The 24,570-nt window shown below is 67.8% G+C and carries 18 protein-coding genes; 5 read left to right on the top strand and 13 right to left on the bottom strand.

Annotation, left to right across the window (positions count from 1 at the left end):
* Nucleotides 1-54: 54 nt before the first annotated feature.
* Complete coding sequence (locus DEO45_RS02065) at nt 55-954, top strand: Hsp33 family molecular chaperone HslO (RefSeq protein WP_114340667.1); 900 nt, start codon at nt 55-57, stop codon at nt 952-954.
* Between the two features lie 56 nt (nt 955-1,010).
* Here the strand turns inward: DEO45_RS02065 and DEO45_RS02060 are convergent, their stop codons facing one another.
* Nucleotides 1,011-3,911: a bifunctional diguanylate cyclase/phosphodiesterase gene (locus DEO45_RS02060; protein ID WP_114340666.1), complete on the bottom strand. Its 2,901-nt coding sequence runs from the start codon at nt 3,909-3,911 to the stop codon at nt 1,011-1,013.
* A 246-nt stretch (nt 3,912-4,157) separates the two neighbouring features.
* Here DEO45_RS02060 and DEO45_RS02055 point away from each other — a divergent pair, with 246 nt between their 5' ends.
* Nucleotides 4,158-5,051 (top strand): hypothetical protein, encoded by an 894-nt coding sequence (locus tag DEO45_RS02055; protein WP_114340665.1) that lies wholly within the window; start codon nt 4,158-4,160, stop codon nt 5,049-5,051.
* Between the two features lie 80 nt (nt 5,052-5,131).
* On the opposite strand, the gene DEO45_RS02050 is transcribed toward DEO45_RS02055, so the two are convergent.
* The 5 genes from DEO45_RS02050 to DEO45_RS02030 all read right to left on the bottom strand — a co-directional run bounded on the left by DEO45_RS02050 (nt 5,132) and on the right by DEO45_RS02030 (nt 9,671).
* A complete protein-coding gene (locus DEO45_RS02050; RefSeq protein ID WP_114340664.1) occupies nt 5,132-6,034 on the bottom strand; it encodes a DUF4097 family beta strand repeat-containing protein in 903 nt (300 codons plus the stop codon).
* Between the two features lie 17 nt (nt 6,035-6,051).
* Nucleotides 6,052-6,495 (bottom strand): hypothetical protein, encoded by a 444-nt coding sequence (locus DEO45_RS02045; RefSeq protein WP_114340663.1) that lies wholly within the window; start codon nt 6,493-6,495, stop codon nt 6,052-6,054.
* Entirely contained in the window at nt 6,492-7,037 is a 546-nt protein-coding gene (locus tag DEO45_RS02040) for an RNA polymerase sigma factor (RefSeq protein WP_114340662.1), read from the bottom strand. Before DEO45_RS02040 ends, DEO45_RS02045 begins: the two co-directional genes overlap by 4 nt.
* Nucleotides 7,038-7,181: 144 nt before the next feature.
* Nucleotides 7,182-9,083, bottom strand: coding sequence for a phosphoenolpyruvate carboxykinase (GTP) (locus DEO45_RS02035; RefSeq protein WP_262982180.1), 1,902 nt, complete (start codon nt 9,081-9,083; stop codon nt 7,182-7,184).
* Between the two features lie 9 nt (nt 9,084-9,092).
* The gene (locus DEO45_RS02030) at nt 9,093-9,671 is read right to left on the bottom strand and encodes a TetR/AcrR family transcriptional regulator (protein ID WP_114340660.1); all 579 of its coding nucleotides are present in this window, start codon (nt 9,669-9,671) and stop codon (nt 9,093-9,095) included.
* Nucleotides 9,672-9,810: 139 nt separating this feature from the next.
* Here DEO45_RS02030 and DEO45_RS02025 point away from each other — a divergent pair, with 139 nt between their 5' ends.
* From DEO45_RS02025 to DEO45_RS02015, 3 genes are read left to right on the top strand one after another with little or no spacing between them, the layout of a single operon-like run.
* Nucleotides 9,811-10,716: an alpha/beta fold hydrolase gene (locus tag DEO45_RS02025; RefSeq protein ID WP_114340659.1), complete on the top strand. Its 906-nt coding sequence runs from the start codon at nt 9,811-9,813 to the stop codon at nt 10,714-10,716.
* Between the two features lie 9 nt (nt 10,717-10,725).
* Nucleotides 10,726-13,176, top strand: coding sequence for an acyl-CoA dehydrogenase (locus tag DEO45_RS02020; protein ID WP_114340658.1), 2,451 nt, complete (start codon nt 10,726-10,728; stop codon nt 13,174-13,176).
* A gap of 52 nt (nt 13,177-13,228) precedes the next feature.
* Nucleotides 13,229-13,702: a hotdog fold domain-containing protein gene (locus DEO45_RS02015; RefSeq protein ID WP_114340657.1), complete on the top strand. Its 474-nt coding sequence runs from the start codon at nt 13,229-13,231 to the stop codon at nt 13,700-13,702.
* Nucleotides 13,703-13,721: 19 nt separating this feature from the next.
* On the opposite strand, the gene DEO45_RS02010 is transcribed toward DEO45_RS02015, so the two are convergent.
* From DEO45_RS02010 to DEO45_RS01980, 7 genes are all read right to left on the bottom strand, one after another.
* Nucleotides 13,722-14,714 carry a diguanylate cyclase domain-containing protein gene (locus DEO45_RS02010; protein ID WP_114340720.1) on the bottom strand — a complete coding sequence of 331 codons (993 nt, stop codon included), beginning with the start codon at nt 14,712-14,714 and terminating at the stop codon, nt 13,722-13,724.
* 86 nt (nt 14,715-14,800) lie between these two features.
* Entirely contained in the window at nt 14,801-15,034 is a 234-nt protein-coding gene (locus DEO45_RS02005) for a hypothetical protein (protein WP_147269667.1), read from the bottom strand.
* Nucleotides 15,034-18,672 carry a response regulator gene (locus tag DEO45_RS02000; RefSeq protein WP_114340655.1) on the bottom strand — a complete coding sequence of 1,213 codons (3,639 nt, stop codon included), beginning with the start codon at nt 18,670-18,672 and terminating at the stop codon, nt 15,034-15,036. The genes DEO45_RS02005 and DEO45_RS02000 overlap by 1 nt, the downstream gene beginning before the upstream one ends.
* 66 nt (nt 18,673-18,738) lie before the next feature.
* The gene (locus DEO45_RS01995) at nt 18,739-19,638 is read right to left on the bottom strand and encodes a CPBP family intramembrane glutamic endopeptidase (protein ID WP_114340654.1); all 900 of its coding nucleotides are present in this window, start codon (nt 19,636-19,638) and stop codon (nt 18,739-18,741) included.
* A gap of 92 nt (nt 19,639-19,730) precedes the next feature.
* Entirely contained in the window at nt 19,731-21,332 is a 1,602-nt protein-coding gene (locus DEO45_RS01990) for a peptide chain release factor 3 (RefSeq protein WP_114340653.1), read from the bottom strand.
* 653 nt (nt 21,333-21,985) lie between these two features.
* Entirely contained in the window at nt 21,986-22,888 is a 903-nt protein-coding gene (locus DEO45_RS01985; RefSeq protein ID WP_114340719.1) for an Abi family protein, read from the bottom strand.
* A 237-nt stretch (nt 22,889-23,125) separates the two neighbouring features.
* Complete coding sequence (locus tag DEO45_RS01980) at nt 23,126-24,523, bottom strand: M20/M25/M40 family metallo-hydrolase (RefSeq protein ID WP_114340652.1); 1,398 nt, start codon at nt 24,521-24,523, stop codon at nt 23,126-23,128.
* Between the last annotated feature and the right edge of the window lie 47 nt (nt 24,524-24,570).

The following is a 24,570-nucleotide window of genomic DNA, read 5'->3' as shown; positions in this document are numbered from 1 at the left end:
CTGCCGCCGCGGCGTCCCCATTTGTCCGGGCTGACTTCAACGAGAACATTTGCCGTGGAAAACCTGCCTGTCGAAGACGTGCTGCACCGATTCCTGCTCGAACGCGCCGGTGTACGCGGAACCCTGGTGCGGCTCGGGCCGGCCTGGCGCGAGGTGGCCGGTCGCGCCGATTACCCGCCGGCGTTGCACACGCTGCTCGGCCATGCACTGGTGGCGAGCGCGCTGCTGACCGGCAACATCAAGCTGGACGGCGCGCTGTCGATCGAGCTGAAGAGCGCCGGCGCGTTGCGCCTGCTGTTCGCCGAGTGCAGCGACCACGGCCGCCTGCGCGGGCTGGCGCGCTGGAACGCGCCGCTGCCCGAGCCGTTGGCGCTGGATGCGCTGGCCGATGCGGTGATGGCGATCACCATCGGCAACGTCGACCGCGGCCAGCGTTACCAGGGCCTGGTCGACCTGCGGCACGCGGGGTTGGCGGCGTCGCTGGAAGGCTACTTCGTGCAATCCGAACAGTTGCCGGCGCGGATCCTGCTGGCCGCTGACGGCGAGCACGCGGTCGGCCTGATGCTGCAGAAGATGCCGGGCGAGGGCGGCCACGATGCCGTGCAGGACGATGATGCGTGGAACCGCGTGGTGCACCTGACCGCCACGCTGGGCGCGGCGGAACTGCTGGCCAGCGCGCCGGAACAGTTGCTGTACCGGCTCTACCATGAGGAATCGGTGCGCCTGTTCGAGCCGCGCCCGCTGGCATTCGGCTGCAGCTGCAGCCGCGAGCGGGTGAGCGCGATGTTGCGTTCGCTCGGCCGCGACGAGGTGGAGGCGGCGCTGGCCGCGCGCGGCGACGAGATCGAGGTGATCTGCGAGTTCTGTGCGCAGCACTACCACTTCGACCGCATCGATGCCGAGCACCTGCTCAGCACGGCGGCGGCGCCCGGCGCGCCGGGGACGGCGCAGTAGAAAGCCCCCGCACTGGAGGTCTTCGGCCGGCCGGATACGGCGGCCGCGTCGGGCGCTCAGCCCGTAAGCAGCGGCCTGCCCGCGCCGAGCCAGGTGCTGGCGGGCTGCGGTTCGGCGAACAGGAAGCCCTGGCCGTAGCGGCAGCCGACCCGCAGCAACGCCCGGCGCTGCGATTCCTCCTCGATCCCTTCGGCGATCACCTTCATGCGCAGCGAATCGGCGAGTACCTGGATCGCGCGCACCAGCGCCAGGCCCTGGGTCTCGGCGTCGTCGGGAGGCAGCTCGGTGATGAACGAGCGGTCGATCTTCAGCGACTCGAACGGGTACTGGTGCAGGTAGCTGAGCGAGGAATAGCCGGTGCCGAAATCGTCCAGCGAGATGCCGACGCCATGGCTGCGCAGGTTCTGCAGCATCTGCTTGACCTGGGTCGGGTTCTCCAGCAGCGCGTGCTCGGTGACCTCGATGCGGATGCAGTGCGTCGGCACGGCGTACTGGTCGAACAGCGCGAGCAGGCGCTGGTCGAGGTCGGCCGAGCGGAAGTGCCGGCCGGAGACGTTGATGCTGATGAAGCCCTCGGTGCCGATCAGCCGCACGGCCTGGGTGCACACCTGCTCGAAGATCTGCCAGTCGATCGCCTCGGCGCAGCCGCATTCCTCGGCGATCAGCAGGAAGTCGTTCGGCGGCAGCAGGCCGCGCTCGGGGTGGTGCCAGCGCAGCAGCGCCTCGTAGCCGACGACGCGGCCGTCGGCGAGTTCCACGATCGGCTGGTAGAACGGCTCGAACTCGTTGCGGCTGAGCGCATGGCGCAGGTCGCTCTCCATGTCCAGCAGCGACAGCGCCTCGCGGCGCAGGCGGTCGTCGAACATCGCCGCGCGGTGGCGGCCGCCGTCCTTCGCGTGATACATCGCCGCGTCGGCGTCGCGCAGCAGCTCTTCGGGCTGGCGGTAGTGCGGACTGGCCAGCGCGATGCCGATCGAGGCGGAGGTGAAGATCTCCTTGGTGCCGAGCCGGAACGGCGTGTGCAGTTCGCTGATGATGCGCTCGGCGATCAGGCGGGCCTTGTGGGTGTCGACGATGCCCTCCAGCAGCACGGCGAACTCGTCGCCACCGAGGCGCGCCACCACGTCGCGGGTCTTCAGGCAGGCGCGGATGCGGCCGCCGACCTGGAACAGCAGGTCGTCGCCGATCAGGTGGCCGACCGAGTCGTTGATCACCTTGAAGCGGTCCAGGTCGATGAACAGCACGGCGAACTGTTCGTCCGGGTTCGCGTGGTGGCGCTGCATCGCCTGCTCCAGCCGCTGCAGCAGCAGGGTGCGGTTGGGCAGGCCGGTGAGCGAATCGTGCAGGGTCTCGTACTTCAGGCGGCGCTCGATCCGCTCGCGCTCGGCGATCTGTTCGCGCAGGTCGCGGTTGGCCAGCGCCAGCGCACGGGTGCGTTCGGTGACGCGACGCTCCAGCCCGGCGTAGGCGTGCTTCAGCGACGCCGCGGCCTGCTTTCGCTGCAGCGCGTTGGCGATGTGGTAGCTGACGAAGGTCAGCAGCTCCTGGTCGCGCTCGTTGTAGGTATGTTCGGGCGAGTAGCTTTGCAGCGCCAGCACGCCCATCGCCTTGCCGCCCCAGATCAGCGGCACGCCGAGCCAGCATACCGAGGGCGCGCCGATGTGGGCGATCTCGCCGAGCGCGACCAGCCGGGCCAGTTCGGCCGGCGTGGCCAGCAGCGGCTTGGCATGGCGCAGCACATATTCGCTGGCGCCACGGCCATGCGCGCGCGGCAGGCGCACGCTGTCCACGTCGTCCACCGAGTAGGGGAAGGTGAGGTGGCCGCTTTCCTCGTCGATCAGCGCGATATAGAAATTGCGCGAGTACAGCAGGCCGCTGATGACCTGGTGAACCGCCGCGTAGAACGTATCCAGGCTTTCCGGCGCGCTGGCCAGTTCGGCTATGCGGAACAGCGCGGCCTGCAGGCGCTCGCCGCGCTGGCGCTGCAGCACCTGCTGGCGCAGCACGCGGTTGGCCTCGCGCAGCGCGGCGGTGCGGTCGGTGACCCGCCGGCCCAGTTCGAGGTGCGCCTCGCGCCGTTCCAGCGCGGTCTGCACGTGCTGGGCCACGTAGTTCAGCAGCTCCAGGTCGTGTTGCGAATAATGCGTGTCGTCGCGATAGCTCTGCATCACGATGCCGCCGACCACGCGGCCGCTGCGCAGCAGCGGCACGCCCAGCCATTGCTCGCAGCTGGGGCCGAGCGGCACGAGGGGGTTGCTGAACTGCTGGCGCAACTCGTCGAGCGAACCCATCAGCGGCCGGCCTTCCTGCAGCAGGTTCCAGGTCAGGCTGTGCAGCATGTCATGCAGCGGCAGGCTCTGGTCCGGCGGCGGCGGGTCGGTGTCCTTGATGTCGACGTAGTAGGGAAAACGCACCGTGTCGGTGGCGGCGTCGTAGAGCACGATGTAGAAGTTTTCCGCGTACATCAGGCTGCTGACGATGGCGTGCAGCGAGCGCGTCATCTCCGGCATGTCGTGCTCGGCGCCGGCCTGCTCGGCGATAGCGTACAGGGCGCGCTGCAGCCGCTCGGCCTGCGCCAGCCGCGAGATCGCCTCGTACAGGCGACTGGTCTCGGCGAGTTGGCGCAGGCGGGCCCCGACCAGCCGGCCCATCCAGTCCAGCCGGTCACGGATGGGTTCGGGCAGCGGCAGGTCGGCCCAGTCCAGTACCAGGGTGCGCGGGCCCTGGGGATCCACGGCCAGTTCCATCTGCCCCGTCAGGTGCCCCGGGGACTCGTCCCCGCGACGCCAGCGCAGGCGGCCCTGGATACCGAAGTTGCCCAGCATCAGCTCGCAGATTTCCATCACGCTGGCGGCGTCGGCGGCCTCGAACAGGCGTTCCACCGCCTCATGCAGGGCCGCAAGATCCCGCGCCACCGGAAACGGCTGGGATGAACGGATCGTCGGCGTGGCACTCATGGGGCTGGGTTGATTCCGGTGCGATCTGGCAGGATCGGTGCGGTGCTGCGCTCCTTTATATCGTGTAAGCCTAGGCCCTCGCCAGTTTTCACGGACGGGAACCTGGCGGCGGCGCAGGGGTCGAAACAGGCGCGGAAACCCTGCCATTTTGTGAGTTGGTGCGAGTTTCCGGGGTGTTAGTAAAACGTAAAGCGGGGTATACTGTCGCCCGAATATCCCTTCACCGAGATCCACGGGTTCGAATTCATGCGTCGCCTGTCTGCCCTGCTGCTGTTTCTCCTGCTGCCGTTTGCGGCGGCAGGACAGTCGGTGGGCGCCGACAGTGCCACGGCCCAGCAGCTGCTGGCGCGGCCGACCGGGCAGGTGAGCGCAACCGGTGCGGTGGTACCGCTTTGGCGAGGTACCGACGGCCAGCTGTTGACGCTCAAGGCGGATCGCAGCACCGGCGGCGAAGCATTGGGCAGGAATGCCCAGCTGGCTCCGCGTGTGGTGGACGCCACCGGCGTGACGACGACCGGCCTGCAATATGGGCTGGGCCCGCAGTTGCAGGCGCACGCCGAGATCAGCGAGCTTTCGTGGGCCAATTCGAATCTGCGCGTGCTCGACAGCGAAGTGGGCGCCACGTTCGATGCCGGCCGTTACAGCGTCGGCGTGAGCGTGGGCGCGAGCAAGACGCCGGACAACAATGCGGTGTTGCCGCGCGTGCTGCCGGGTGTCGACGGGCTGTCCGATTTCGACAGCAGCTCGCAGCTGAAGGCGCATGGCCGGTTGGCGCTGGGCAGCAAGAGCGGCATCGACGTGGGCGCCAGTGTCGGTCGCGTCCATCTGCTGCCGGGCAACCTGCTCGGCATCAACACGCTGGACCAGAAGGCGTTGAGCTTCGGCGTCGATCATGGCCCGCTGAGCGGCGTGCTGATCGGCCGCACGATGCAGCCGCAGGCCGGCATTCCCGGCAGCCTGAACGCGGACCGGCGCTGGAACAGCATCGACCTGGGCGTGACCTGGCGTCTGCCGTGGCGCGGCTCGCTGAGCGTCGGCGCACAGAACCTGTGGTCGTCCGGCACCCCGGCCAATACGCCGGCTGGCCCGGAACCGGACCAGTCACGCACGCCTTACGTGCAATATCACCAGGATCTCTGAGCGGCCGGGCCGCCTGTTCCCGCGCATCATGGAAAACGCCGTCGCAACCGCGACGGCGTTTTCGTTTCCGGCGGCAGCGCTCAGCCCTGCTTGCGCACGCGCAGGTCGCCGCTGAAGGTCTCGATGTTGATCTTGCCGCGGCCATCGCCGAGGCGGACGTCGAGCGAGCTGCCGGGGCCGTGCTCGGGTTGCGTCGGAGTGCCGAAATCGCTGCGCAGGTTGCCGCTGAAGCTGCTGGCGTGCAGGTTGCCGGAGGTATTCGCCGGCAGCAGCAACTGCACGTTGCCGCTCATGCTGTCGATGCCGAGGCGGCCGCCGGCCGCCAGCGCGCCGGCCAGCTGCACGTCGCCGGATACCGTGCTGAGCGTGAGCTTCTGCCAAGGCCCGCCGCTGGCCTGGATATGGCCGGAAATCGTCTGCAGTCGGACGGTGCCGCCCAGCGCGGGAGCCAGGATGTCGCCACTGACGGTCTGCAGCTCGGCCTGCTCGGCATGTCCGGCCTGCTCGATGCCGCCGCTGACGCTGTCCACCTTCAGCGAGGGCGTGCGTGCATTGATGCGCGCCTTGCCGCTGACCGTGTTGACCTGGATGTTGCCGCCGTCCATGCCGTCGATGACCAGTGGTGCGCTGACCACGCTGATCTCCAGCGACGCCGCCCTGGGTACGTGAAGTTCCAGGGTGGTGGGCGCCATCTTGCTGTCGCCGCCCCAGTTGAACCGGCCGGAGCCGCCCTGCGATTCGACCCTGATCTCGAGATTGCCGTTGCTGCCGCTGATCGCCAGCGGTTTCGCACCGTCGCCGAGGCGGCCGCCCACCTGAACCTCGTTGCGGTCCCAGGCGGTCACGTTCACCGTGCCGGCGATATTGCTGATGCCGATGCGCGCGGTCGGGGTGGCGTCGTGGCGCAGCTGGATCGGCGTGTCGGCGAGGGCCTGGCCGATGCAGAAGCACAGCAGCAGGGGAAGATAGCGGGCGGTTTTCATGATCGTTCCTGTGGATCTCAACCGGCCTGGCCGGCCAGTTGGCGCAGCTGCGCCTGTTGACGTTCGGTGCGGCCGAGCAGCCGCTGCAGCGCCGGCGAATCCGGTGCCTGCCGGATCGCCAGCTGCAGTTCCATCCGCGCGGCATCCAGCTCGATGGCGGCGCCGGCCAGGCGCGGGTCAGACGGCTTCCAGCTCGTCGGGAAGTGGGTGACGGTGGCGAGCGGCGTGGCCGCCGGCACTTGCCGCAGGTGCCAGCCGAGGCCGCCGGCCAGCAGCAGCGAGGCGGCGAGACCGGCGGCGACCAGCCAGCGGCGGCCAGGAGCTGCCCCGGTGCTGGCGGTGTGAGGATCGCCCTGGCCGGCATCGTCCAGGGCGGTCTCGATCGCGGCCCACAGGTCGCGCGGCGGCGCGAGTGGCTGGCGCAGGCCGCGCAGCTGCCGGCGCCATTCGAATTCGTTCATGAGCTTTCTCCCAGTGCCTTGCGCAACAGGCCGCGGGCGCGGTGCAACTGCGCTTTCGATGTACCGACGGCCATCGCCAGTTCGGTTGCGATTTCCTCGTGCTTCCAGCCTTCGATGTCGTGCAGTACCAGCACGGCACGGGCGCGCGGCGGCAGCTTGCCGACGGCGTGTTCCAGTTCTTCGCGCTCGGCTGCGCAGAACGGCGTTTCGCCGGTATCCGGCAGGTGTTCGTCGTCGACCATGCTCACCGGGTCGGCCCCGCGGGCGCGGATGTCCATCAGCGCCAGGTTCACCGCGAGCCGGTACAGCCAGGTGCCGAACGCACTCTCGTGCCGGAAGCCGGGCAGCTTCTGCCAGGCGCGGACGAACGCATCCTGGGTGAGATCCTCGGCGCGGGCGTGGTCGTAGCCGGCGAGCCGGTACACCGCACCATGCACGCGGCCCGCGTGCAGCTGGTACAGCCGCTGGAACGCACGGCGGTCGCCGGCGGCCGCGGCGCGCACGTCATCGCTGTCGTTGGCTCCCGCTGAGGCAGGCGACATGGAGCTTCCAAGGGCAGGACAGGCGGCGGTCATCTTGCCAGCTTGGATGCGGTGTGGCGCGAAAGGGTTGGAACGGACGCCGCAGTGGCGGGGGTGCAGGCATCACGGGCGGATCGCGGTGGATCCGCCCGTGGGCGGGACGTCTCAGAAGGCGATGGCTTCGCGGCGCGACTGCCCGGCATCGTCCTCCAGTGCCTGCGCCACGCGCTGCTGTTCCCGGTGAAGGCGTTCGGGCAGGCGTGGGGTGAAGCTCGCAAGGTATTCGCCGATGGCGGACAGTTCGGCCTGCCAGCCGGCGTTGTCCACGTCGAGCAGTTCGTCGAGCCTGGCGCGATCGAGCCCGAGCCCGTCCAGCTTGAGCTCGCCCTCGCCTGGCAGGATGCCGATCGGCGTCTCGACGCCGTCCACGCGGCCCTCGGCGCGTTCGATCATCCACTCCAGCACGCGCAGGTTGTCGCCGAAGCCCGGCCACAGGAACTTGCCGTCGGCGCCCTTGCGGAACCAGTTGACGTGGAAGATCTTCGGCAGCTTCGCGCCGGGCCGGTCGAACGACAGCCAGTGCGCGAAGTAGTCGCCGTAGTGGTAGCCGCAGAACGGCTTCATCGCCATCGAGTCCCGGCGCAGAACGCCCACCGCGCCGGTGGCGGCGGCGGTGGTTTCCGAGCCCATCGCGGCGCCCATCAGCACGCCGTGGGTCCAGTCGCGCGCTTCCATCACCAGCGGCAGCAGCGAAGGGCGGCGGCCGCCGAACACGATCGCGCTGATCGGCACGCCTTGCGACGCCTCGGCCTGCTCCGACCAGGTCGGGCATTGCTTCGCGCTGACCGTGAAGCGGGAGTTGGGGTGCGCGGCCGGGCCTTTGGCCGGGTCGTACGGACGCCCCTGCCAGTCGGTGACCGGAGTGCCGGGCAGGCCTTCCCACCATGGCTGGTTGTCGGCGGTGACGGCGACGTTGGTGAAGATGGTGTCGTGCGAGATGCTGGTCAGCGCGTTGTGGTTGGTGCTGTCGCTGGTGCCCGGCGCCACGCCGAAGAAGCCGGCTTCCGGGTTGATCGCATACAGCTGTCCGTCCGCGCCGGGGTGCATCCAGCAGATGTCGTCGCCGACCGTCCACACCTTCCAGCCGTCGCGCAGGTAGCCTTCCGGTGGAATCAGCATCGACAGGTTGGTCTTGCCGCAGGCGGACGGGAAGGCGGCGGCGACGTAGTGTGTCTCGCCGCGCGGGTTCTCGATGCCCACGATCAGCATGTGCTCGGCCAGCCAACCTTCGTCGCGCGCCTGGTTGCTGGCGATGCGCAGCGCGTGGCACTTCTTGCCCAGCAGCGCGTTGCCGCCGTAGCCGGAGCCGTAGGACTTGATCGTGAGCTCGGCCGGGAAATGCATGATCCAGCGACGTTCCGGGTCGAGTTCGCCGACGGAGTGCAGGCCCTTCACGAACGAACTCTCGCGCTCGATCCGCGCCTGCGCGGGGGCGCCCATGCGGGTCATGATCTTCATGTTGGCGACCACGTACGGGCTGTCGGTGATCTCCACGCCGCAGCGCGCCAGCGGCGAGTCGATCGGGCCCATGCAGTACGGGATCACGTACATGGTGCGGCCTTCCATGCAGCCGTCGAGCAGCGCGTCGATCTTCGCGTGCGCCGCGGCCGGGTCCATCCAGTGGTTGTTGGGGCCGGCGTCTTCCTCATCCGGGTGGCAGACCAGGGTGAGGTGCTCGACGCGGGCCACGTCGGAGGGATGGGAGCGGTGCAGGTAGCAGCCCGGATGGGTTCGCTGGTTCAGTTCGATCAAGGTGCCGTCGGCCAGCATTTGCTGGACCAGGGACTGGTACTCGGCATCCGAACCGTCACACCAGTGGATCCGGGCAGGGCGGGTCAGCGCCGCCACTTCGGCTACCCAACGATCAAGCGCTTCCAGCTTGCTGGCCATCGTGTCCTCTAAGGTCTTGTGGAAAAAAGGAGTTGGCACGGTAGTTTGCGCGCACTGGTATTGCAAGGTTCCGCGCAACAAAAACGGCGCCAGGTGGCGCCGTTCGGGGTATTCCATGGAGCCGGCTCAGGCCGGAATCAGGGTCGCGATCATGTGTTCGACATAGGCGTCGAACTCCTCGAGGTTGATCCGCGGCAGGCCCAGGGTGAAGTTCAGCTGCAGGAAACCGACGTAGGCGGCGTAGGTCAGCCGTGCGCGGTTGAGCGCCTCGCCGGGGGGCAGGCCGGCTTCGCGATAGGCAGTGGTGAGGAACTCCATGCGCCGCTGCGACACGCGGGCCATCACCGGCACCACCTGCGGGTGGTCCAGCGCCTTCAGCAGCGCGGCGTAGACGCGGTGCGGCTGCAATTCGTGCGCGACGCGGCGGAACAATTCGGGCAGGCGCTTGCGCGGGTCGGTGATCTGTTCGATCTGGCCCAGCACTTCACGCTCGCCGTACTGCTCCCAGCGCTCCAGCGCGGCGTGAAGCAGGGCTTCGCGGGTACGAAAATGCCAGTAGAAACTGCCCTTGGTCACGCCGAGTTGGCGCGCCAGGGCCTCCACGGCCAGTGCGCCGACGCCTTGTTCGGCGATCAGCTGCAGGGCGGCGAGTTCCCAATCCTCGGCCGACAGCCGGGTGCGTTCTGGCTTGCTACTGACATTCATGTGCGTATGGTAGCGGCACCCCCGCACGTTTGTAATGCGGAACGTCAAACTTGTTGAATGCGGGGGGTTCTCGTGCCCGGCGACAGAGCGCATGGCGCATGGTTGACGCCGCTCATCGGGGCAATCCATACTCTTCCGTATGGTAAACGATGCCCGCGCGTTCGTGGCGACCAGCCACTTCCCCGCTGCCGACCTGAGTCTGGCGGTGGAGACGCGTTGCCCGGATGGTCATCCGACCCTGCTGTTCGCGCATGGTTTCGGCCAGACCCGTGGCGCCTGGAATGGCGCGGCCGTGGCGCTGGCGCAGGCCGGCTGCCGCTGCGTCACCTTCGACGCGCGCGGGCACGGCGAAAGCGACCGGGTGCCCGGCGGCGGCTACCACATGGATCAGTTTGCCGACGACCTGCAGCGGCTGGCCGCGGCGCAGCCGCAGCCGCCGATCTTGGTCGGCGCCTCGATGGGCGGCCTGCTCGGCATCGTGCTGGCCGGCGAAACGCGCCCGGCGCCGTTCCGTGCGCTGGTGCTGGTGGACATCACGCCGCGCTGGGAGACCGGCGGCGTGGAACGCATCCTGGCCTTCATGCAGGCGCATCCGGACGGCTTTGCGAATTACGCCGAAGCGGCCGAGCAGATCGCCGCGTACCTGCCGCAGCGGCGCGAACGCAAGAGCGAGCAGCAACTGCGTCCGCTGCTGCGCGAAGGCGCCGACGGCCGGCTGCGCTGGCACTGGGACCCGGCCCTGCTGGCCGGCGACCTGGTGCAGGAGAGCGAGCGTTACCAGCCGCGCCTGCTCGCCGCCGCGACGAAGATCGAGGTGCCTGTGCTGCTGCTGTCCGGCGCGCGCAGCGACGTGGTGTCGCGCACCACCGTCGACGAATTCCTGCAGCTGGTGCCGCACGCGCAGCATGTGGAACTGCCGCACGCCACCCACATGGTGGCCGGCGACGCGAATGATGCCTTCACGCTCGAGGTCGCGCGCTTCGCGCTGGGTCTTGCTCCCTTACCCGCCAGCCGGCGCGTCGCCGGTGCCGTTCCATCGCAATGAGGTGTTGAGATGTCCGTGATACTGACCCTGCTGGCGGCGCTGCTGGCCTCCGGCGCCTGCGCCTACCACCGCAGCAGCCTGCGCACCTGGGCGATCGCCACCATCGTCGCCACGCTGGTGGTGGGGCTGCTGGCCCATGCGCCATGGACGATGGTGATCTTGCTGATCATCGAACTGGCGATCGCGCTGCCGCTGCTGCTGGTGGACTTTCGCCGCAAGCAGATCAGCCTGCCGCTGCTGAAGCTGTTTGCCAAGGTCACGCCGAAGCTGTCGGAGACCGAGCAGACCGCGCTGGAGGCCGGCACGGTCGGTTTCGAGGGCGAGCTGTTCTCCGGCAAGCCGGACTGGCACGAACTGCTGAAGCAGCCGAAGCCCGAGCTGAGCGTGGAGGAGCAGGCCTTCATGGACGGCCCGGTGGAAGAGCTGTGCGGGATGATCGACGACTGGCAGATCACCCACGAACTGGCCGACCTGCCGCCGAACGTGTGGGAGTTCATCAAGAAGAACCGCTTCTTCGGCATGATCATCCCGAAGCAGTACGGCGGCCTGCAGTTCTCCGCGCTGGCGCACTCGGCGGTGCTGCAGAAGCTGTCCACCATGTCGGCGACGGTGTCTTCCACCGTGGCCGTGCCCAATTCGCTGGGCCCGGCCGAGCTGCTGCTGCACTACGGCTCGGAGGAGCAGAAGAACCATTACCTGCCGCGCCTGGCGGTGGGCGAGGAGATTCCCTGCTTCGCATTGACCGGCCCGTACGCCGGTTCCGACGCCACCTCGATTCCCGACACCGGCATCGTCTGCAAGCAGGTGGTCGACGGCGTCGAGACGCTCGGCATCAGGCTCACCTTCGACAAGCGCTACATCACGCTGGCCCCCGTCGCCACCGTGGTCGGCCTGGCCTTCCGCATGTTCGACCCGGAGCACCTGCTCGGCGACAAGGAAGACCTCGGCATCACCCTGGCCCTGCTGCCGCGCTCGACGGCGGGGCTGGAGATCGGCCGGCGCCACTTCCCGCTGAACATCCCGTTCCAGAACGGGCCGGTGCGCGGCAAGGACGTGTTCGCGCCACTGTCGGTACTGATCGGCGGGCCGCAGATGGCCGGCCACGGCTGGCGCATGCTGGTCGAGTGCCTATCGGTGGGCCGCGCGATCTCGCTGCCGTCCAACGCCACCGGCGGCATGCGCGCCTCGGCGCTGGCCACCGGCGCCTATGCGCGCATGCGCAAGCAGTTCGGCCTGGCGGTGGCCCGCTTCGAGGGCGTGGAGGAAGCACTGGCGCGCATCGGCGGCCTCACCTACGCCACCGCCGCGCTGTCGCGCGCCACGGCGGCGGCGGTCGACCGCGGCGAGAAGCCGGCGGTGCCGTCGGCGATCGCCAAATACCACGCCACCGAGTGGGCGCGGCAGATCGCCAAGGACACCATGGACGTGCACGGCGGCAAGGCGGTGCAGCTGGGCCCGAAGAACTACGCCGGCCGCGGCTGGTCCGCGGTGCCGATCGCGATCACCGTGGAAGGCGCCAACATCATGACGCGCAGCCTGATGATCTTCGGCCAGGGCGCGATCCGCTGCCATCCGTACGTGCTGAAGGAAATGCAGGCGCTGTCGATCGCCGATCGCGGCGAGCAGCTGAAGACGTTCGACCGGCTGCTGTTCGGCCACGTCGGCTTCGGCATCTCCAACGCGGTGCGCAGCTTCGCGATGGGCCTCTCAGGCGCGCGCCTCGGCGAAACCGCCGGCGACGCCTACACCCGCCGCTACTACCGCAAGCTCGACCGCTACTCGGCCGCGCTGGCGCTCACCGCCGACGTGTTCATGGGCGTGCTCGGCGGCAAGCTGAAGTTCAAGGAGAAGCTGTCGGCGCGCCTGGGCGACGTGCTGAGCTACCTGTACATCGCCAGCGCCATGCTCAAGCGCTACGAGGACACCGGCCGGCCGGAGGCGGATCGCCCGTTCCTGGCCTGGGGCTTCCACGAGTGCATGTGGCTGATCCAGAACGCGCTGGACGGTGCGATCCGCAACTTCCCGGTGCGCCCGGTGGCGTGGCTGCTGCGTGCGCTGGTGTTCCCGCTGGGCCGGCGCGAAGTGCCGCCGTCCGATCGCCTCGGCCGCCGCGTCGCCGCGCTGCTCACCGCGCCGAACGACGCGCTCGACCGCCTCACCGACTGGGTCTACACCACGCCCACGGCGAACAACACGATCGGCCGCATGAAGGCGCTGCTGCCGGATGTGATCGCTGCCGAGCCGGTCGACCGCAAGTTCGGCAAGGCACTGAAGGCGGGGCAGTTCACCTCGCACGACTACCTGGGCCAGCTCACCGAGGCGCAGCAGGCCGGGGTGATTTCGGCAGCCGAGGCGGACCTGCTCAAGCGCGTACGCGAAGGCGTGTTCGAGTTCATCTCGGTGGACGACTTCGATACCGACGAGCTGCGCGCGTTCAAGACGCGGGCGGATGCCGCGTAAATCGACCGACCGGCCCGCCTTACGGGCCGGTTCTTTTCCTGGGGGGCAATCGATGAGTGCTTCGGTGTTGTCGCTGTACCGCCGCATCACGCGCTGGCCGGCAGGCCACTGGATCTTCTCGCGGCTGGTTTGCCTGAAGGCACCGTACTTCGCCACGATTGCGCCGCGTTTTATGGTGCTGGAGCCGGGACGCTGTGAAGTGCGCATCCGCGACCGGCGCCGCGTGCACAACCACCTCGGCACCGTGCATGCGATCGCCCTGTGCAACCTGGCCGAGCTCGCTGCCGGGGTGATGACCGACGCGACCATCCCGGCCGACATGCGCTGGATTCCCAAGGGCATGACGGTCGACTACCTGAGAAAAGCCGTCGGCACGATGCACGGCGTCGCCACGCCGGAGCTGGCTGCGCCCGTGTCCGGCGACGGCCACGAGTGGCCGGTGAAGGTGGAGGTGGTGGACGATGCGGGCGAGGCGGTGTTCCGGGCGCGCGTGCTGATGTGGGTGTCGCCGCGCAAGCGCGCCTGAGCGCACCGCGTGCCCCTGGTCAGTCCGCCAGTACGCAGCGGTTCTTGCCGCTGCGCTTGGCCGCGTACATGGCATGGTCGGCCGCATGCATCAGCAGCTCGTCGGCGTCGGGTTGCCCGTTCGGGCGGTAGGGCGCGATGCCGATGCTGGCGCCCACCTGCACCTCGATCGGCTGGCCGTTGACGCTCAGCGCATAGGGCTCACCCAGCGCAGCGCACAACTTTCCGCACAGCTGCAATGCCAGTTGTGGCTCCTCGATGTCCTCAAGCACCAGCGCGAATTCGTCGCCACCCAGCCGGGCCACCGTGTCGTTGCTGCGCAAATGCGCCGACAGCCGCGCGGCGATTTCCTGCAGCAAGGCGTCGCCGGCGGCGTGGCCATGGCTGTCGTTGACGTGCTTGAAGCCGTCGATGTCGACGCAGGCCAATGCGAAGCGGCTGTGATGGCGGTTGGCGCGCTGGATCGCGCCATGCAGGCGGTCGTGGAACAGGAGGCGGTTCGGCAGGCCGGTCAGGGCGTCATGGTGGGCCTGATGGCGAACCATCGCCTCCATCAGCTCGCGCTCGGCGATCTCCTGGATCAGCTGCTGGTTGCGCTCGGCCAGCTGATCGAGCGCGTGCTGCAGCTTGGCGCGCGCCGCATACAGCTCCAGGAACACGCGCACCTTCGACTGCAGGATCACGTCGTTGATCGGCTTGGCGATGTAGTCGACCGCGCCGGAGCGGTAGCCCTTGAGCCGGTTCATGTCGTCGGCGTAGGCGGCAGTGACGAAGATGATCGGCGTGTCGCGCAGGTGCTCGGCCTCGCCCAGCAGGGCGGCCACCTCGAAACCGTCCATGTCGGGCATGTTGACGTCGAGCAGGATCAGCGCGAACTCGTTATCCAGGCACAGCGCCAGCGCCTCGTTGCCGCTACGCGCTTCGAACAGCTGCGCGCCACTGTTGGCCAGCAGCCGGCGCATGGCGACCAGGTTGGCGGCGGTATCGTCGACGACCAGGATTTTCGGCGGCATCGCGTTCATGTCGGTGGCGGGCGTTTTCCGTTGGCCAACCTTAACCCTTGGCGGCCATGGCCGACGTGAACGGGGACACCATCCTTTCAGGTTCGAGCAAGGCGGCCCGGTTGGCTCGCCGATACGGTCGCAGGGCGGTACCGACCGCGCTGAAATCGGTGGCGAACGCTGCGGCAGGCGTGCGCCAGCAGGCACGCGCGGCGCAGCAGCGAAGCCGGTGCGCACTGGCTGAAGTCGTGACCGTGACGCCGCTTCGACGCCTGCACGAACAGATCCGGTTCGATCTGTTCCGGTTCGCCGGTGGTGATCGATGCCGGCATCACGCGCGACTCTGCAGCCACAGGCGCAGCAGAGCCGCCAGCTTGTCGGTGTCGATCGGTTTGGACAGGTAATCGCTGGCGCCCATCTCCAGGCATTTCTCGCGATCCCCGCGCATCGCCTTGGCGGTCAGCGCGAGGATCGGCAGGTTCGCGAAATGCGACTGAGCACGGATCGCGCGGATGGTTTCGTAGCCATCCATGCCCGGCATCATGATGTCCATCAGCACCAGTTCCGGCGCTTCGTCGCCGTCCAGCATCTTCAGCGCCTTGTGCCCGTCCTGCGCCATGCTCACCTGCAGCCCCCAGCCGCGCAGCACCTTGGACAGCGCGAACAGGTTGCGCATGTCGTCGTCCACCAGCAGCACGCGGCGGCCTACCAGCTCGCTGGCCGCCACCGGTTCGGCGGCGCTGCGGGGTGGCGCATGCGGGACGCTGTGCAGGAACAGGCTGACCTCGTCGAGCAGTCGCTCGGTGGAGCGCGCGCCCTTGACCACGATGGCATCGGTGTACTGGTGCAGCTTCAGGCTCTCCTCGCGGCTCAGTTCGCGGCCGGAATACACCACTACGGGTGGCACGCCCTTGCTGGTCTGTGCCAGTTGCGTCAGCAGGTCGAGCCCGGACATGCCGGGCAGGCCCAGGTCGAGCACGATGCAGTCGTAATCCGTATGGGCGATCATCGCCAGCGCGTCCTCCGCCGAGCCCGCTTCATCGATCTGCACGCTGTCGTCGCGCAGCATGATGCGCACGGCGGTGCGCGAATCGGCATCGTCGTCGACGATCAGCAGGTGTCGTTGCCGCCCGGCGGCGAAATGCAGCAGGCGCTCGAGCGCCAGGCCGATCGATTCGCGGCTGACCGGCTTGGTGAGGAAGCCCACCGCGCCGCGCTCCAGCCCATGCGTACCGCCGTCGGCGACCGAGATGAAGTGCACCGGGATGGCCCGCGTGGCGTCGTCGGCCTTGAGCTGGTCGAGCACGCTCCAGCCGTCCATCACCGGCAGCGAGACATCCAGCAGGATGCCGGTGGGATGATGCTTGCGCGCCAGTTGCAGGCCCGATGCGCCATCACCGGCGGCCAGGGCGCGATAGCCCCTGCGGTGGATCATGTCGATCAGGATGCGCACGAAGGCAGGGTCGTCCTCGATCACCAGGATCGTGGTCTGATCCGGCAGCAGCGTGTCGCGGTCGTCGTCGATCGGCTTCGACAGCGGATACGGCGAGACGGTCCGGCTGAGCCTGGTCGTGCTGGCGCGGGGCACGTCTTCGGCGGACCCGGATGCCGCGGGCGGCGTCTCCGGCAGCAGCACGGTGAAGTGGCTGCCGTGGCCGCTCTCGCTGCGCAGCACGATGTCGCCACCCAGCAGCTGCGCCATCCGCCGCGAGATCGCCAGGCCCAGCCCGGTGCCGCCGAACTGGCGGCTGGTGCCCGCATCCACCTGCTCGAACGCGTTGAAGACGCGCTGGAACTTGTCCTTCGGAATGCCGATCCCGGTATCGCTCACCGTCAACGCGATCAGCGACTGGCCGCGAAGTGCTTCCGGAATGCCCACGTCGCTGCCGGGGCGGCCGATGCGCAGGCTTACCATGCCATCGGCGGTGAACTTGAACGCGTTGCTGAGCAGGTTGTTGGCGATCTGCTCCAGCTTGCTGTCGTCGGTGCGCAGGACCGGGGGCAGGCCGGGGTCGATGTCCAGGGTGAAGCCGAGCCGTTTTTCCTCGGCCACATGAGCAAAGGTGCGTCGCAGCCGTTGCCCCAGGTTGGCCAGCGCCAGCTCGTCGATCACCAGTTCCATCTTGCCGGCCTCGACCTTGGACAGGTCGAGGATGTCGTTGATCAGGTGCAGCAGGCTGTTGCCGGCGTCGTGGATGATCCGCGCCGACTCGACCTGTTCCTCGTCGAGGTTGCCGGTGTCGTTGTCGGCAAGGCTGCGCGACAGGATCAGCAGGCTGTTCAGTGGCGTGCGCAGCTCGTGCGACATGTTGGCGAGGAATTCGGACTTGTACTGGCTGGCCCGTGCCAGTTCGGCGGCTTTCTCGGCGGTTTCCTGCTGCAGGTCCTCCAGCACGTATTTCTGCCGGTTCAGGCTGTCGGTCATCTCGCGCAATTCTTCGTTGGATACCTGCAGCTCTTCGGCCTGTACGCGCAGTTCCTCCTCCGAGGCGATCAGCCGCTGGGACTGCTGCTCCAGCTCGGCGGTCTTCGCCTGCAGCGCGTCGTTGTTGTCGCGCAGCACCTCCTTCTGCTGGCGCATCACCAGCTCGGACACGCGCAGTTCGTCGGCCTGCTCCTGCGTGCGCTGCAGCAGGTCCTGCGCGCTGGCGGTGCGGTTGAGGTTCTCCAGGCTCAGCGCCACGAGCGGCAGCAACTCGTCCAGCATCTGCCGCACCAGCGGGCTGAGTGGGGTGAAACCGGCCAGCTCCAGCACGCCGATCAGGGTGTCGCGGTACAGCACCGGCATGATCACCAGATGGCCGGGCAGCGCCTCGCCGCTGCCGGAGTCGATGTGCAGGTAATTGGCCGGCACGTTGTCCAGGATGATCGCCTGGCGTTCGAGCGCGCATTGCCCGACCAGCCCCTCGCCCGGCATGTATTGGTCGGCCGAACGGTTGCCCAGGCGCAGGCCGTAGCTGCCGAGCAGGTCGAGCCGGAGGCGCGCATCGTCGTACGAGTAGAACAGGCCCACGCCGGCCTTGCACAGCGGCGCCAGTTCGCTGGTGAGCCACTGCGCGAACTCCTTGTGCGTGGTGGCTTGCAGCAGCAGGTGGGAGATGCCCGATACCTGTTCCTTGATCCAGTTCTGCGCCTGGGTGTCCACCGACATCTGCCTGAAGACCTGCAGCGCGCGGACGATCTGACCGATCTCGTCGCGGCGTTCGAGCCGGTGGATCACGAAATCGTGGTCGTGGTTCGCCAGCCGGGTCAGCTGGTCGGTCAGGCCGCGCAGCGGACGGGTGACCAGGCGCAGGGTCAGCCGTATCACCGCCAGGCCGAACAGGATCGCGAGCAGCGCCGCCACGAGGTTGACCACGCGGGTGATGGCGAGTGTCCTGTCCAGGCGCTGGTTGCGCGTGATCAGGAGCCGGTTCTCGTCAAGCGTCATCTGCCCGATGGCGTCCTTGATTTCCTTCACGCTGATGCTGCGGTGTTTCAGGTAGTCGGACTGGATGCGCAGCCGCTGCGCTGCAGCCTGCGCCGGGTCGAGCGTGCCCAGGCCGGTGATGGCGTCGATCACCTCGCTGCGGAACTCGCGCTGCCACAGCGTCGCCATCGCCTCCACCGTGTCGATGCGCGACAGCTGCAGCGGGTTGTCCGACATCAGCTCGCGCAGCCGGCCGATCTGGGTGTCCAGATCCCGGGTGGCATTGCCGAACGCATCGCGCTGCGCGGCATCCTGGACCAGCAGGTAACCGCGGGCGCCGACCTGGCTGGCCTGCACCGCCTGCAGCACGTGATCGAGCTGCAGCAGCACCTGGTAGGTATGCATCGACCAGTGGCGGTCGTCCTCCTGCTGGCGCAGCGAGCGCAGGGTGATCAGACTGGCCAGCAGGAACAGCCCCAGCAGCAGGCCGATGGCCAGTACGATCTTGTGCTGCAGTGGTCGGTCGGCCAGCCAGGTGTTGGACGTTCGGGTCGTGGGCATGCAGGCATCATCGCAGTTTGCCCCCTTGCCTGTCGTATGCCCGGGGTGAAGGCCGGCGATCGCTGTTCAGCGCCGCCAGGCCGGCGGCACGAACGAACCGCGCCGTCGCGCCACGATCAGCAGGCCGGTCGTGCACAAGAGGCACAGGGCCAGCGCGACCACCGACGCCTCGGCGCCGAACACGCCGCCGCTGAGCCAGTCCGGGCCGCTGCGGGTGGAGACCAGCCAGCCGTCGGCGCGGGTGCCGGAAACCGGGATGCCGTAGATCGTGCCCTGGGCGAAGTTCCATGCCGCGTGCAGGCCCATGCATGCCGGCAGCGAACGGGTCACGTGGTAGAGCATGCCGAACAGCAGGCCGGCCTCGATCGCGATGGCGGCCGAGCTCCACAGCGTGGCGCCGGGATTGCCGGCGTGCGCCGCGCCGAAGAACAGCGCCGAGACCAGCAGCGCCCACCAGCTGCCCAGGCCTTCCTCGACGATGCGGAAGATCACGCCGCGGGCGATGATCTCCTCGCCGATGCCCGCGCCCAGCCCCGCCACCAGCAAGGCGGGCAGCCACTGGGCGTGCGGGTTGGTACCGGTGATGTGGTAGCTGCCGAGCAGGTACAGCACGCCGACCACCGCGCTGAACAGCAGCAGGCCGGCGACGATACCCGCGATGCCGTCCGGCAGCAGCCGGCGCGGGGCCAGTTCGGCGGGCGGGCGGCGTTCCACGAAACGCACCAGCAGCAGGTAGGCCAGCAGCGCCGGCAGCGCGCGCATCAGGAACTGCGCCAGGCCGTGGAGGGTGGACGGAGCGTCCTTGCCGAGCCAACCCAGCCCATGCAGCAGCGCGTTCATCGCCAGGCTGAGGAGCAGGAACATCGCGACGAAGATCACGATCCGCGCCAGCGGCGAGAACAGCAGCCAGCGCTGCCAGGAAGGGGCCGTGGCGGGCGTCGTGCAGGCGATCGTGACGTTGGGCATGCGGAGCATCTCTGGTGGAGTAGTCCGGCACGCTAGCGGCCGTCCGCGGCGGCCTCCAGTGACGATCGTCACGCCTGGCCGGAAGTCGGGGGTCACACCTCGACCGAGGCCGCATGCTCGCGCGTGGCGGCGAAGCGCACCTGCGGCCAGCGCTCCTGCGCCAGTTGCAGGTTGACCCGCGTGGGCGCGATGTAGACCAGCTCGCCGGCCGCGTCCAGCGCCAGGTTCATCGCGTTCTTCTCGCGGAATTCCTCCAGCTTCTTCGGGTCGTCGCAGTGCACCCAGCGTGCGGTGGTCACCGTTACCGGCTCGAAGCTGGCGTCGACGTTGTACTCGTCCTTCAGCCGGTAGGCGACCACCTCGAACTGCAGCACGCCGACCGCGCCCAGGATCAGATCGTTCGACATCAGCGGGCGGAAGAACTGGGTGGCGCCTTCCTCGGAGAGCTGCGCCAGGCCCTTCTGGAGCGCCTTCATCTTCAGCGGGTCGCGCAGCCGCGCGCGGCGAAAGAGTTCGGGTGCGAAGTTCGGGATGCCGGTGAAGGAAACCAGCTCGCCCTCGGTGAAGGTGTCGCCAATGGTGATGGTGCCGTGGTTGTGCAGTCCGATCACGTCGCCCGGGTAGGCGGTCTCGACGATCTCGCGGTCGCTGGCCATGAAGGTCAGTGCGTTGGCGATGCGCACCTCCTTGTTCGTGCGCGTCTGCACCATCTTCATGCCGGCCGAGTAGGTGCCCGAGCACACGCGCATGAAGGCCACGCGGTCGCGGTGCGCCGGGTCCATGTTGGCCTGGATCTTGAACACGAAACCGGAGAGCTTCTCCTCTTCCGGCTGGATCTCGCGCGTGGTGGTGGCGCGCGGGCGCGGGCTGGGCGCGTGCTCGACGAAGAAGTCCAGCAGCAGCTGCACGCCGAAGTTGTTCACCGCCGAGCCGAAGAACACCGGCGTCTGCCGGCCGGCCAGGTATTCGTCGAGGTCGAAGGAGGGTGCGGCGCCCTGCACCAGCTCCAGTTCTTCGCGCAGCTCGCGCATCGCCTCGGCACCGATCTTCTCGGCCAGGCCGGGCGCATCGAGGCCCTGGAAGATGGTCGAATCCTGCCGGGTGAAATTCTTGCCCTGCTCGAAGATGTGCACCTCGTCCAGCGCCAGGTGGTACACGCCCTTCAGCCGCTTGCCCATGCCGATCGGCCAGGTCAGCGGCGCGCAGGCGATGCCCAGCACCGACTCCACTTCGTCCAGCAGCTCGATCGGCGAGCGGCCCTCGCGGTCGAGCTTGTTGATGAAGGTCATGATCGGCGTGTCGCGCAGGCGGCACACCTCCATCAGCTTGATCGTTCGCTCCTCCACGCCCTTGGCGCAGTCGATCACCATCAGCGCCGAGTCCACCGCGGTCAGCACGCGGTAGGTGTCCTCGGAGAAGTCGGCGTGGCCCGGCGTGTCGAGCAGGTTGACGATCTTGCCCTCGTACGGGAACTGCATCACCGACGAGGTCACCGAGATGCCGCGCTCCTTCTCCAGCGCCATCCAGTCCGAGGTGGCGCTGCGCGACGTCTTGCGGCTCTTCACCGAGCCGGCCAGCTGGATCGCGCCGCCGAATAGCAGCAGCTTCTCGGTCAGCGTGGTCTTGCCCGCGTCGGGGTGGCTGACGATGGCGAAGGTGCGGCGGCGGCGGGTTTCTTGCAGATGGGTCGGCATGGGGGCGGGTCGGCGGGAGCGCGAACCGGTAATTGTAGCTTGGATCGGGGATTGGCTTCGGCTGAAAGCAAGAGCTTTCGTGCGCCTGCGGCGCCCGAGTTACTTTCTCTTTGCTTGGCCAAAGAGAAAGTAACCAAAGAGAAAGGCCACCCCGCTTGGCGCTTGCCGGGCATCCTGCCCGGCAAGTTCGTGAGCCGGGGCCGGGCTTTTCGAACGGGCCTCCTGCCCGTGCGAAAAGGAGTCGACCTCCTGTCGACTCCCGCTGCGCGGCCTGTCGTCCCCGCCTCACCGCCGCACAGGGGCCCCGGGTAGAGCAGCGCGCCATTCTGGCGCGCACTCGGTACGCCACCGCTGCGCGGTGGCGGGAGAGCCGATCGCCAGAGTTTGTGTTCCGAGCGCCATTCGCGAGTATACGAATGTCTCAGCTCGGTCAGAACAAGACAGTCAAAGCTTTGAGTCAAGCGGCGGCGTAGCGTGCGCCTTGAACGATGGAGCCCCAGCGTATGCACCAAGTGGCGACGGAGCGCAGCTGAATCCGCCATTTCGAAGCAGCAGTCGTTCGAGCTGAGCGAAACCTTCCTTCTCGATTGTCGGTCGCTCAATTGTCGAGAGGGGTCGCCGCTGTAATAAATCGCCTGGCAAGAGGACGGTTGTTACCGCCATGCTGGGTGGGTATTCCAGTTCGGCGGCGCGCCCATGCTGCGTTCGATATCCGGTGCAACCAACAGCATTTGCAGGTGATCCGTCACGCGGTCGCGCCATGCATCGGCATCGGCCACGCTCGCCTTGAGCATCCACCGCAGCGCCTGCAAGACGAAGAACGCGCGGTCTGTCGGATAGGTCTTGGCCATGTACTGAAAGGGGCCGTTGTTCGGCCGCACGGCAGCGACACCGAAAACCCGGTTCCAAAGTCGACTATGATGAGCGGCTACGTTACGCACCACGCTCACAACGTGTAGCCAGTTGGCAAACACCGGGGCGGGCAGCGCGAACTCCGCAGCAATTGCCTTCCTGTCGGTGCTATGCATTGCGGCCACGAGTTTGGACAGCGTTCCAAGCGACATAACCTCACTCGCCATCCAAATCGGGACGCGTGGGTATTGCGGTTGGTGATACCGCTGTTTGTAGTGATCCAGAAAAGTCTCGCGCGCCCGACCCACCTCTTCGTCGACGCCGGCGAGCCAGTCCGTATGCCATACACCGGGACGGGCCACATTGGCCGGTTCAGCGTGGCCGAAGGCACCGTATCGGTGCGCGATGCAGTAGGTCACCTTTGTACGCACCGAGACCTCAATGCTGCAGATTGCATCCATGACTAGCAGGCGCAGCACTTGGTCGAACTCGTATCGCTCGATTGCAGTCTCGAACGTGGCACCGGGCAGATAGTTGTCACTGCCTAGCTGGCGCAACGGAAACAGGTAGCCCATTAGCCGGTAGTAGCCCACGCGTTCCAGGTACATCGTGGCACGGGCTGAATCGCCAACCTGAAGACCGCGCTCTTGCAGCTGTCGCAGCTGGTCGGCGTAGGTCAGCGCCGGCTTCGTATATTCCGTCATCCCCATCCCTAAGTATGCGGACAAAAAAAACCCGCCTATTTGCGCATGCTACGACGGATCGCGGCAGAGGCGTGGCGGGTGTGTTGCTCGCAATCCTATTGACAGCCATATCAATAGTCAACTTTCGGTTGAAAGTTTCGGATCGCTCGTTCAGGCAGCAAAAGTAGGTCCCGGGACTTTCCTCCTAGCGTCCGCTTTGGATCGGAATCAGTAGGTACGGAGACTTTTCCACTTGCCTCACTCCGCCAACTGCACCAGCACCCGATGCCAGAACTCCAGCCCCGCCGCGACTTCCGACGCGGGCAGCTTTTCGTTGAGGCCGTGGGCGAAGGTGTCGTCGGGTTTGGTGAAGGCGGCATCGATGCCGTAGCTGGGCACGCCGGCGTTGCGGAAGTACATGCTGTCGGAGGCGCCGGCGGACATGCCGGGCACCACGTCCACGCCGGGGTAGCGGGCGTGCACGGCGTCGGTGACGGCGGCGATCACGTCCTGGCGCAACGGCGAGGCGGGACTGGCCACCGGCGGGGGCTGCAGCACGGTCACGCTGGCGGACTGGTCGTCGATCACCTTGACCAGCGTGTCGCGCACGCTGTCGACCGGCGTGCCCGGGAAGATGCGGCAGTTGACGTTGACGCTGGCGCTTTGCGGCAGTGCGTTGAGTGCATGGCCGCCGTTGAGCATGGTCGCCACACAGGTGGTGCGGATCTGGCCGACGTAGGCGGGGTCGGCGGAGAGGGTGGCTGCGGCGGTGGCATCGTCGGGGTGGGCGGCGAACTGCGTCATCGCCGCGCCGAGCGGGCCCGGGGTGTGGGCGCCGAGCGCGCGCAGCGAGGCCCGCGTGATCTCGTTGCTCTGCGGCGGGAACTGGTAGCTGGCGACGCGGTCGATGATGCGCGCCAGCCGGTAGATCGCGTTGTCCGCGGTGGGTTCGCTGGAGTGGCCGCCGGGCGAGGTGAGGGCGATCCGGAAGTCCGCATAGGTCTTCTCGGCGGCTTGGATCTGGTACAGCGCGGGTTTGCCGGTATCGGGGTTCAGGGTGCCGCCGCCGGCGTCGGCGTTGAGCAGGAACTCGGCGTCGTGATAGCGCTTCGCCAGCTCGCGGGTCGAGGCCATCGCGGTCTCCTCGTCGCCGGACAGCAGCAGGATCAGGTCGTGGCGCGGTTTGAAGCCCTCGCGCTTGAGTCGGATCAGCGTTTCGACCAGCACCACCACCGCGGTTTTCATGTCGGCGGTGCCGCGGCCGTAGAGGTAGCCGTTCTCCTCGATCAGGGTGAACGGGTCACGGGTCCAGTCCTGGCGCTTGGCCGCCACTACGTCCATGTGCCCGGACAGCAGGATCGGCTTGCCTTCACCGGTGCCGCGGTAGCGCGCCACCAGCGCGGCGGTTTCGCCCACCGGGATGATCTCGACGTCGCCGGCGGGGATGCCCGCGGCCTTGAGCTTGTCCGCGAGATAGGCAGCCAGCACCGGCACCTGGTGCTCGCCCTCGACCGTGGGGATGCTGATGGCATGCTTCAGCATGGCCATGGTTTCGGGTAGCGCGGCGGTGGTGGTGTCGGCATGTGCCAGCCCGATGCCGGCGCAGAAGACCAGCGTGGCTGCCGCCGCGGAGCCGAGTGCTCGTGGTGTTCTCATTCGAGTTTCCCTGTGCATGTGCTGAACGATGCCCGAGTATGCGCGGC

Source organism: Rhodanobacter denitrificans (genome assembly GCF_003335105.1).
Classification (GTDB): domain Bacteria; phylum Pseudomonadota; class Gammaproteobacteria; order Xanthomonadales; family Rhodanobacteraceae; genus Rhodanobacter; species Rhodanobacter denitrificans_A.
The sequence above is the reverse complement of the archived record's forward strand: the minus strand, read 5'-3'. Positions and strand labels throughout refer to the sequence as shown.

Bases quoted from the DNA above. Each gene is read 5' to 3' on its own strand.
- DEO45_RS02030 (WP_114340660.1), bottom strand. From the start codon at position 9,671: ATGAATGTCAGTAGCAAGCCAGAACGCACCCGGCTGTCGGCCGAGGAT.
- DEO45_RS02045 (WP_114340663.1), bottom strand. From the start codon at position 6,495: ATGAACGAATTCGAATGGCGCCGGCAGCTGCGCGGCCTGCGCCAGCCA.
- DEO45_RS01990 (WP_114340653.1), bottom strand. From the start codon at position 21,332: ATGCCGACCCATCTGCAAGAAACCCGCCGCCGCCGCACCTTCGCCATC.
- DEO45_RS02015 (WP_114340657.1), top strand. From the start codon at position 13,229: ATGAGTGCTTCGGTGTTGTCGCTGTACCGCCGCATCACGCGCTGGCCG.
- DEO45_RS02005 (WP_147269667.1), bottom strand. From the start codon at position 15,034: ATGCCGGCATCGATCACCACCGGCGAACCGGAACAGATCGAACCGGAT.
- DEO45_RS02055 (WP_114340665.1), top strand. From the start codon at position 4,158: ATGCGTCGCCTGTCTGCCCTGCTGCTGTTTCTCCTGCTGCCGTTTGCG.
- DEO45_RS02060 (WP_114340666.1), bottom strand. From the start codon at position 3,911: ATGAGTGCCACGCCGACGATCCGTTCATCCCAGCCGTTTCCGGTGGCG.
- DEO45_RS02035 (WP_262982180.1), bottom strand. From the start codon at position 9,083: ATGGAATACCCCGAACGGCGCCACCTGGCGCCGTTTTTGTTGCGCGGA.
- DEO45_RS02025 (WP_114340659.1), top strand. From the start codon at position 9,811: ATGGTAAACGATGCCCGCGCGTTCGTGGCGACCAGCCACTTCCCCGCT.
- DEO45_RS02010 (WP_114340720.1), bottom strand. From the start codon at position 14,714: ATGCCGCCGAAAATCCTGGTCGTCGACGATACCGCCGCCAACCTGGTC.
- DEO45_RS01995 (WP_114340654.1), bottom strand. From the start codon at position 19,638: ATGCCCAACGTCACGATCGCCTGCACGACGCCCGCCACGGCCCCTTCC.
- DEO45_RS02050 (WP_114340664.1), bottom strand. From the start codon at position 6,034: ATGAAAACCGCCCGCTATCTTCCCCTGCTGCTGTGCTTCTGCATCGGC.
- DEO45_RS02040 (WP_114340662.1), bottom strand. From the start codon at position 7,037: ATGTCGCCTGCCTCAGCGGGAGCCAACGACAGCGATGACGTGCGCGCC.
- DEO45_RS02000 (WP_114340655.1), bottom strand. From the start codon at position 18,672: ATGCCCACGACCCGAACGTCCAACACCTGGCTGGCCGACCGACCACTG.
- DEO45_RS01980 (WP_114340652.1), bottom strand. From the start codon at position 24,523: ATGAGAACACCACGAGCACTCGGCTCCGCGGCGGCAGCCACGCTGGTC.
- DEO45_RS01985 (WP_114340719.1), bottom strand. From the start codon at position 22,888: ATGACGGAATATACGAAGCCGGCGCTGACCTACGCCGACCAGCTGCGA.
- DEO45_RS02020 (WP_114340658.1), top strand. From the start codon at position 10,726: ATGTCCGTGATACTGACCCTGCTGGCGGCGCTGCTGGCCTCCGGCGCC.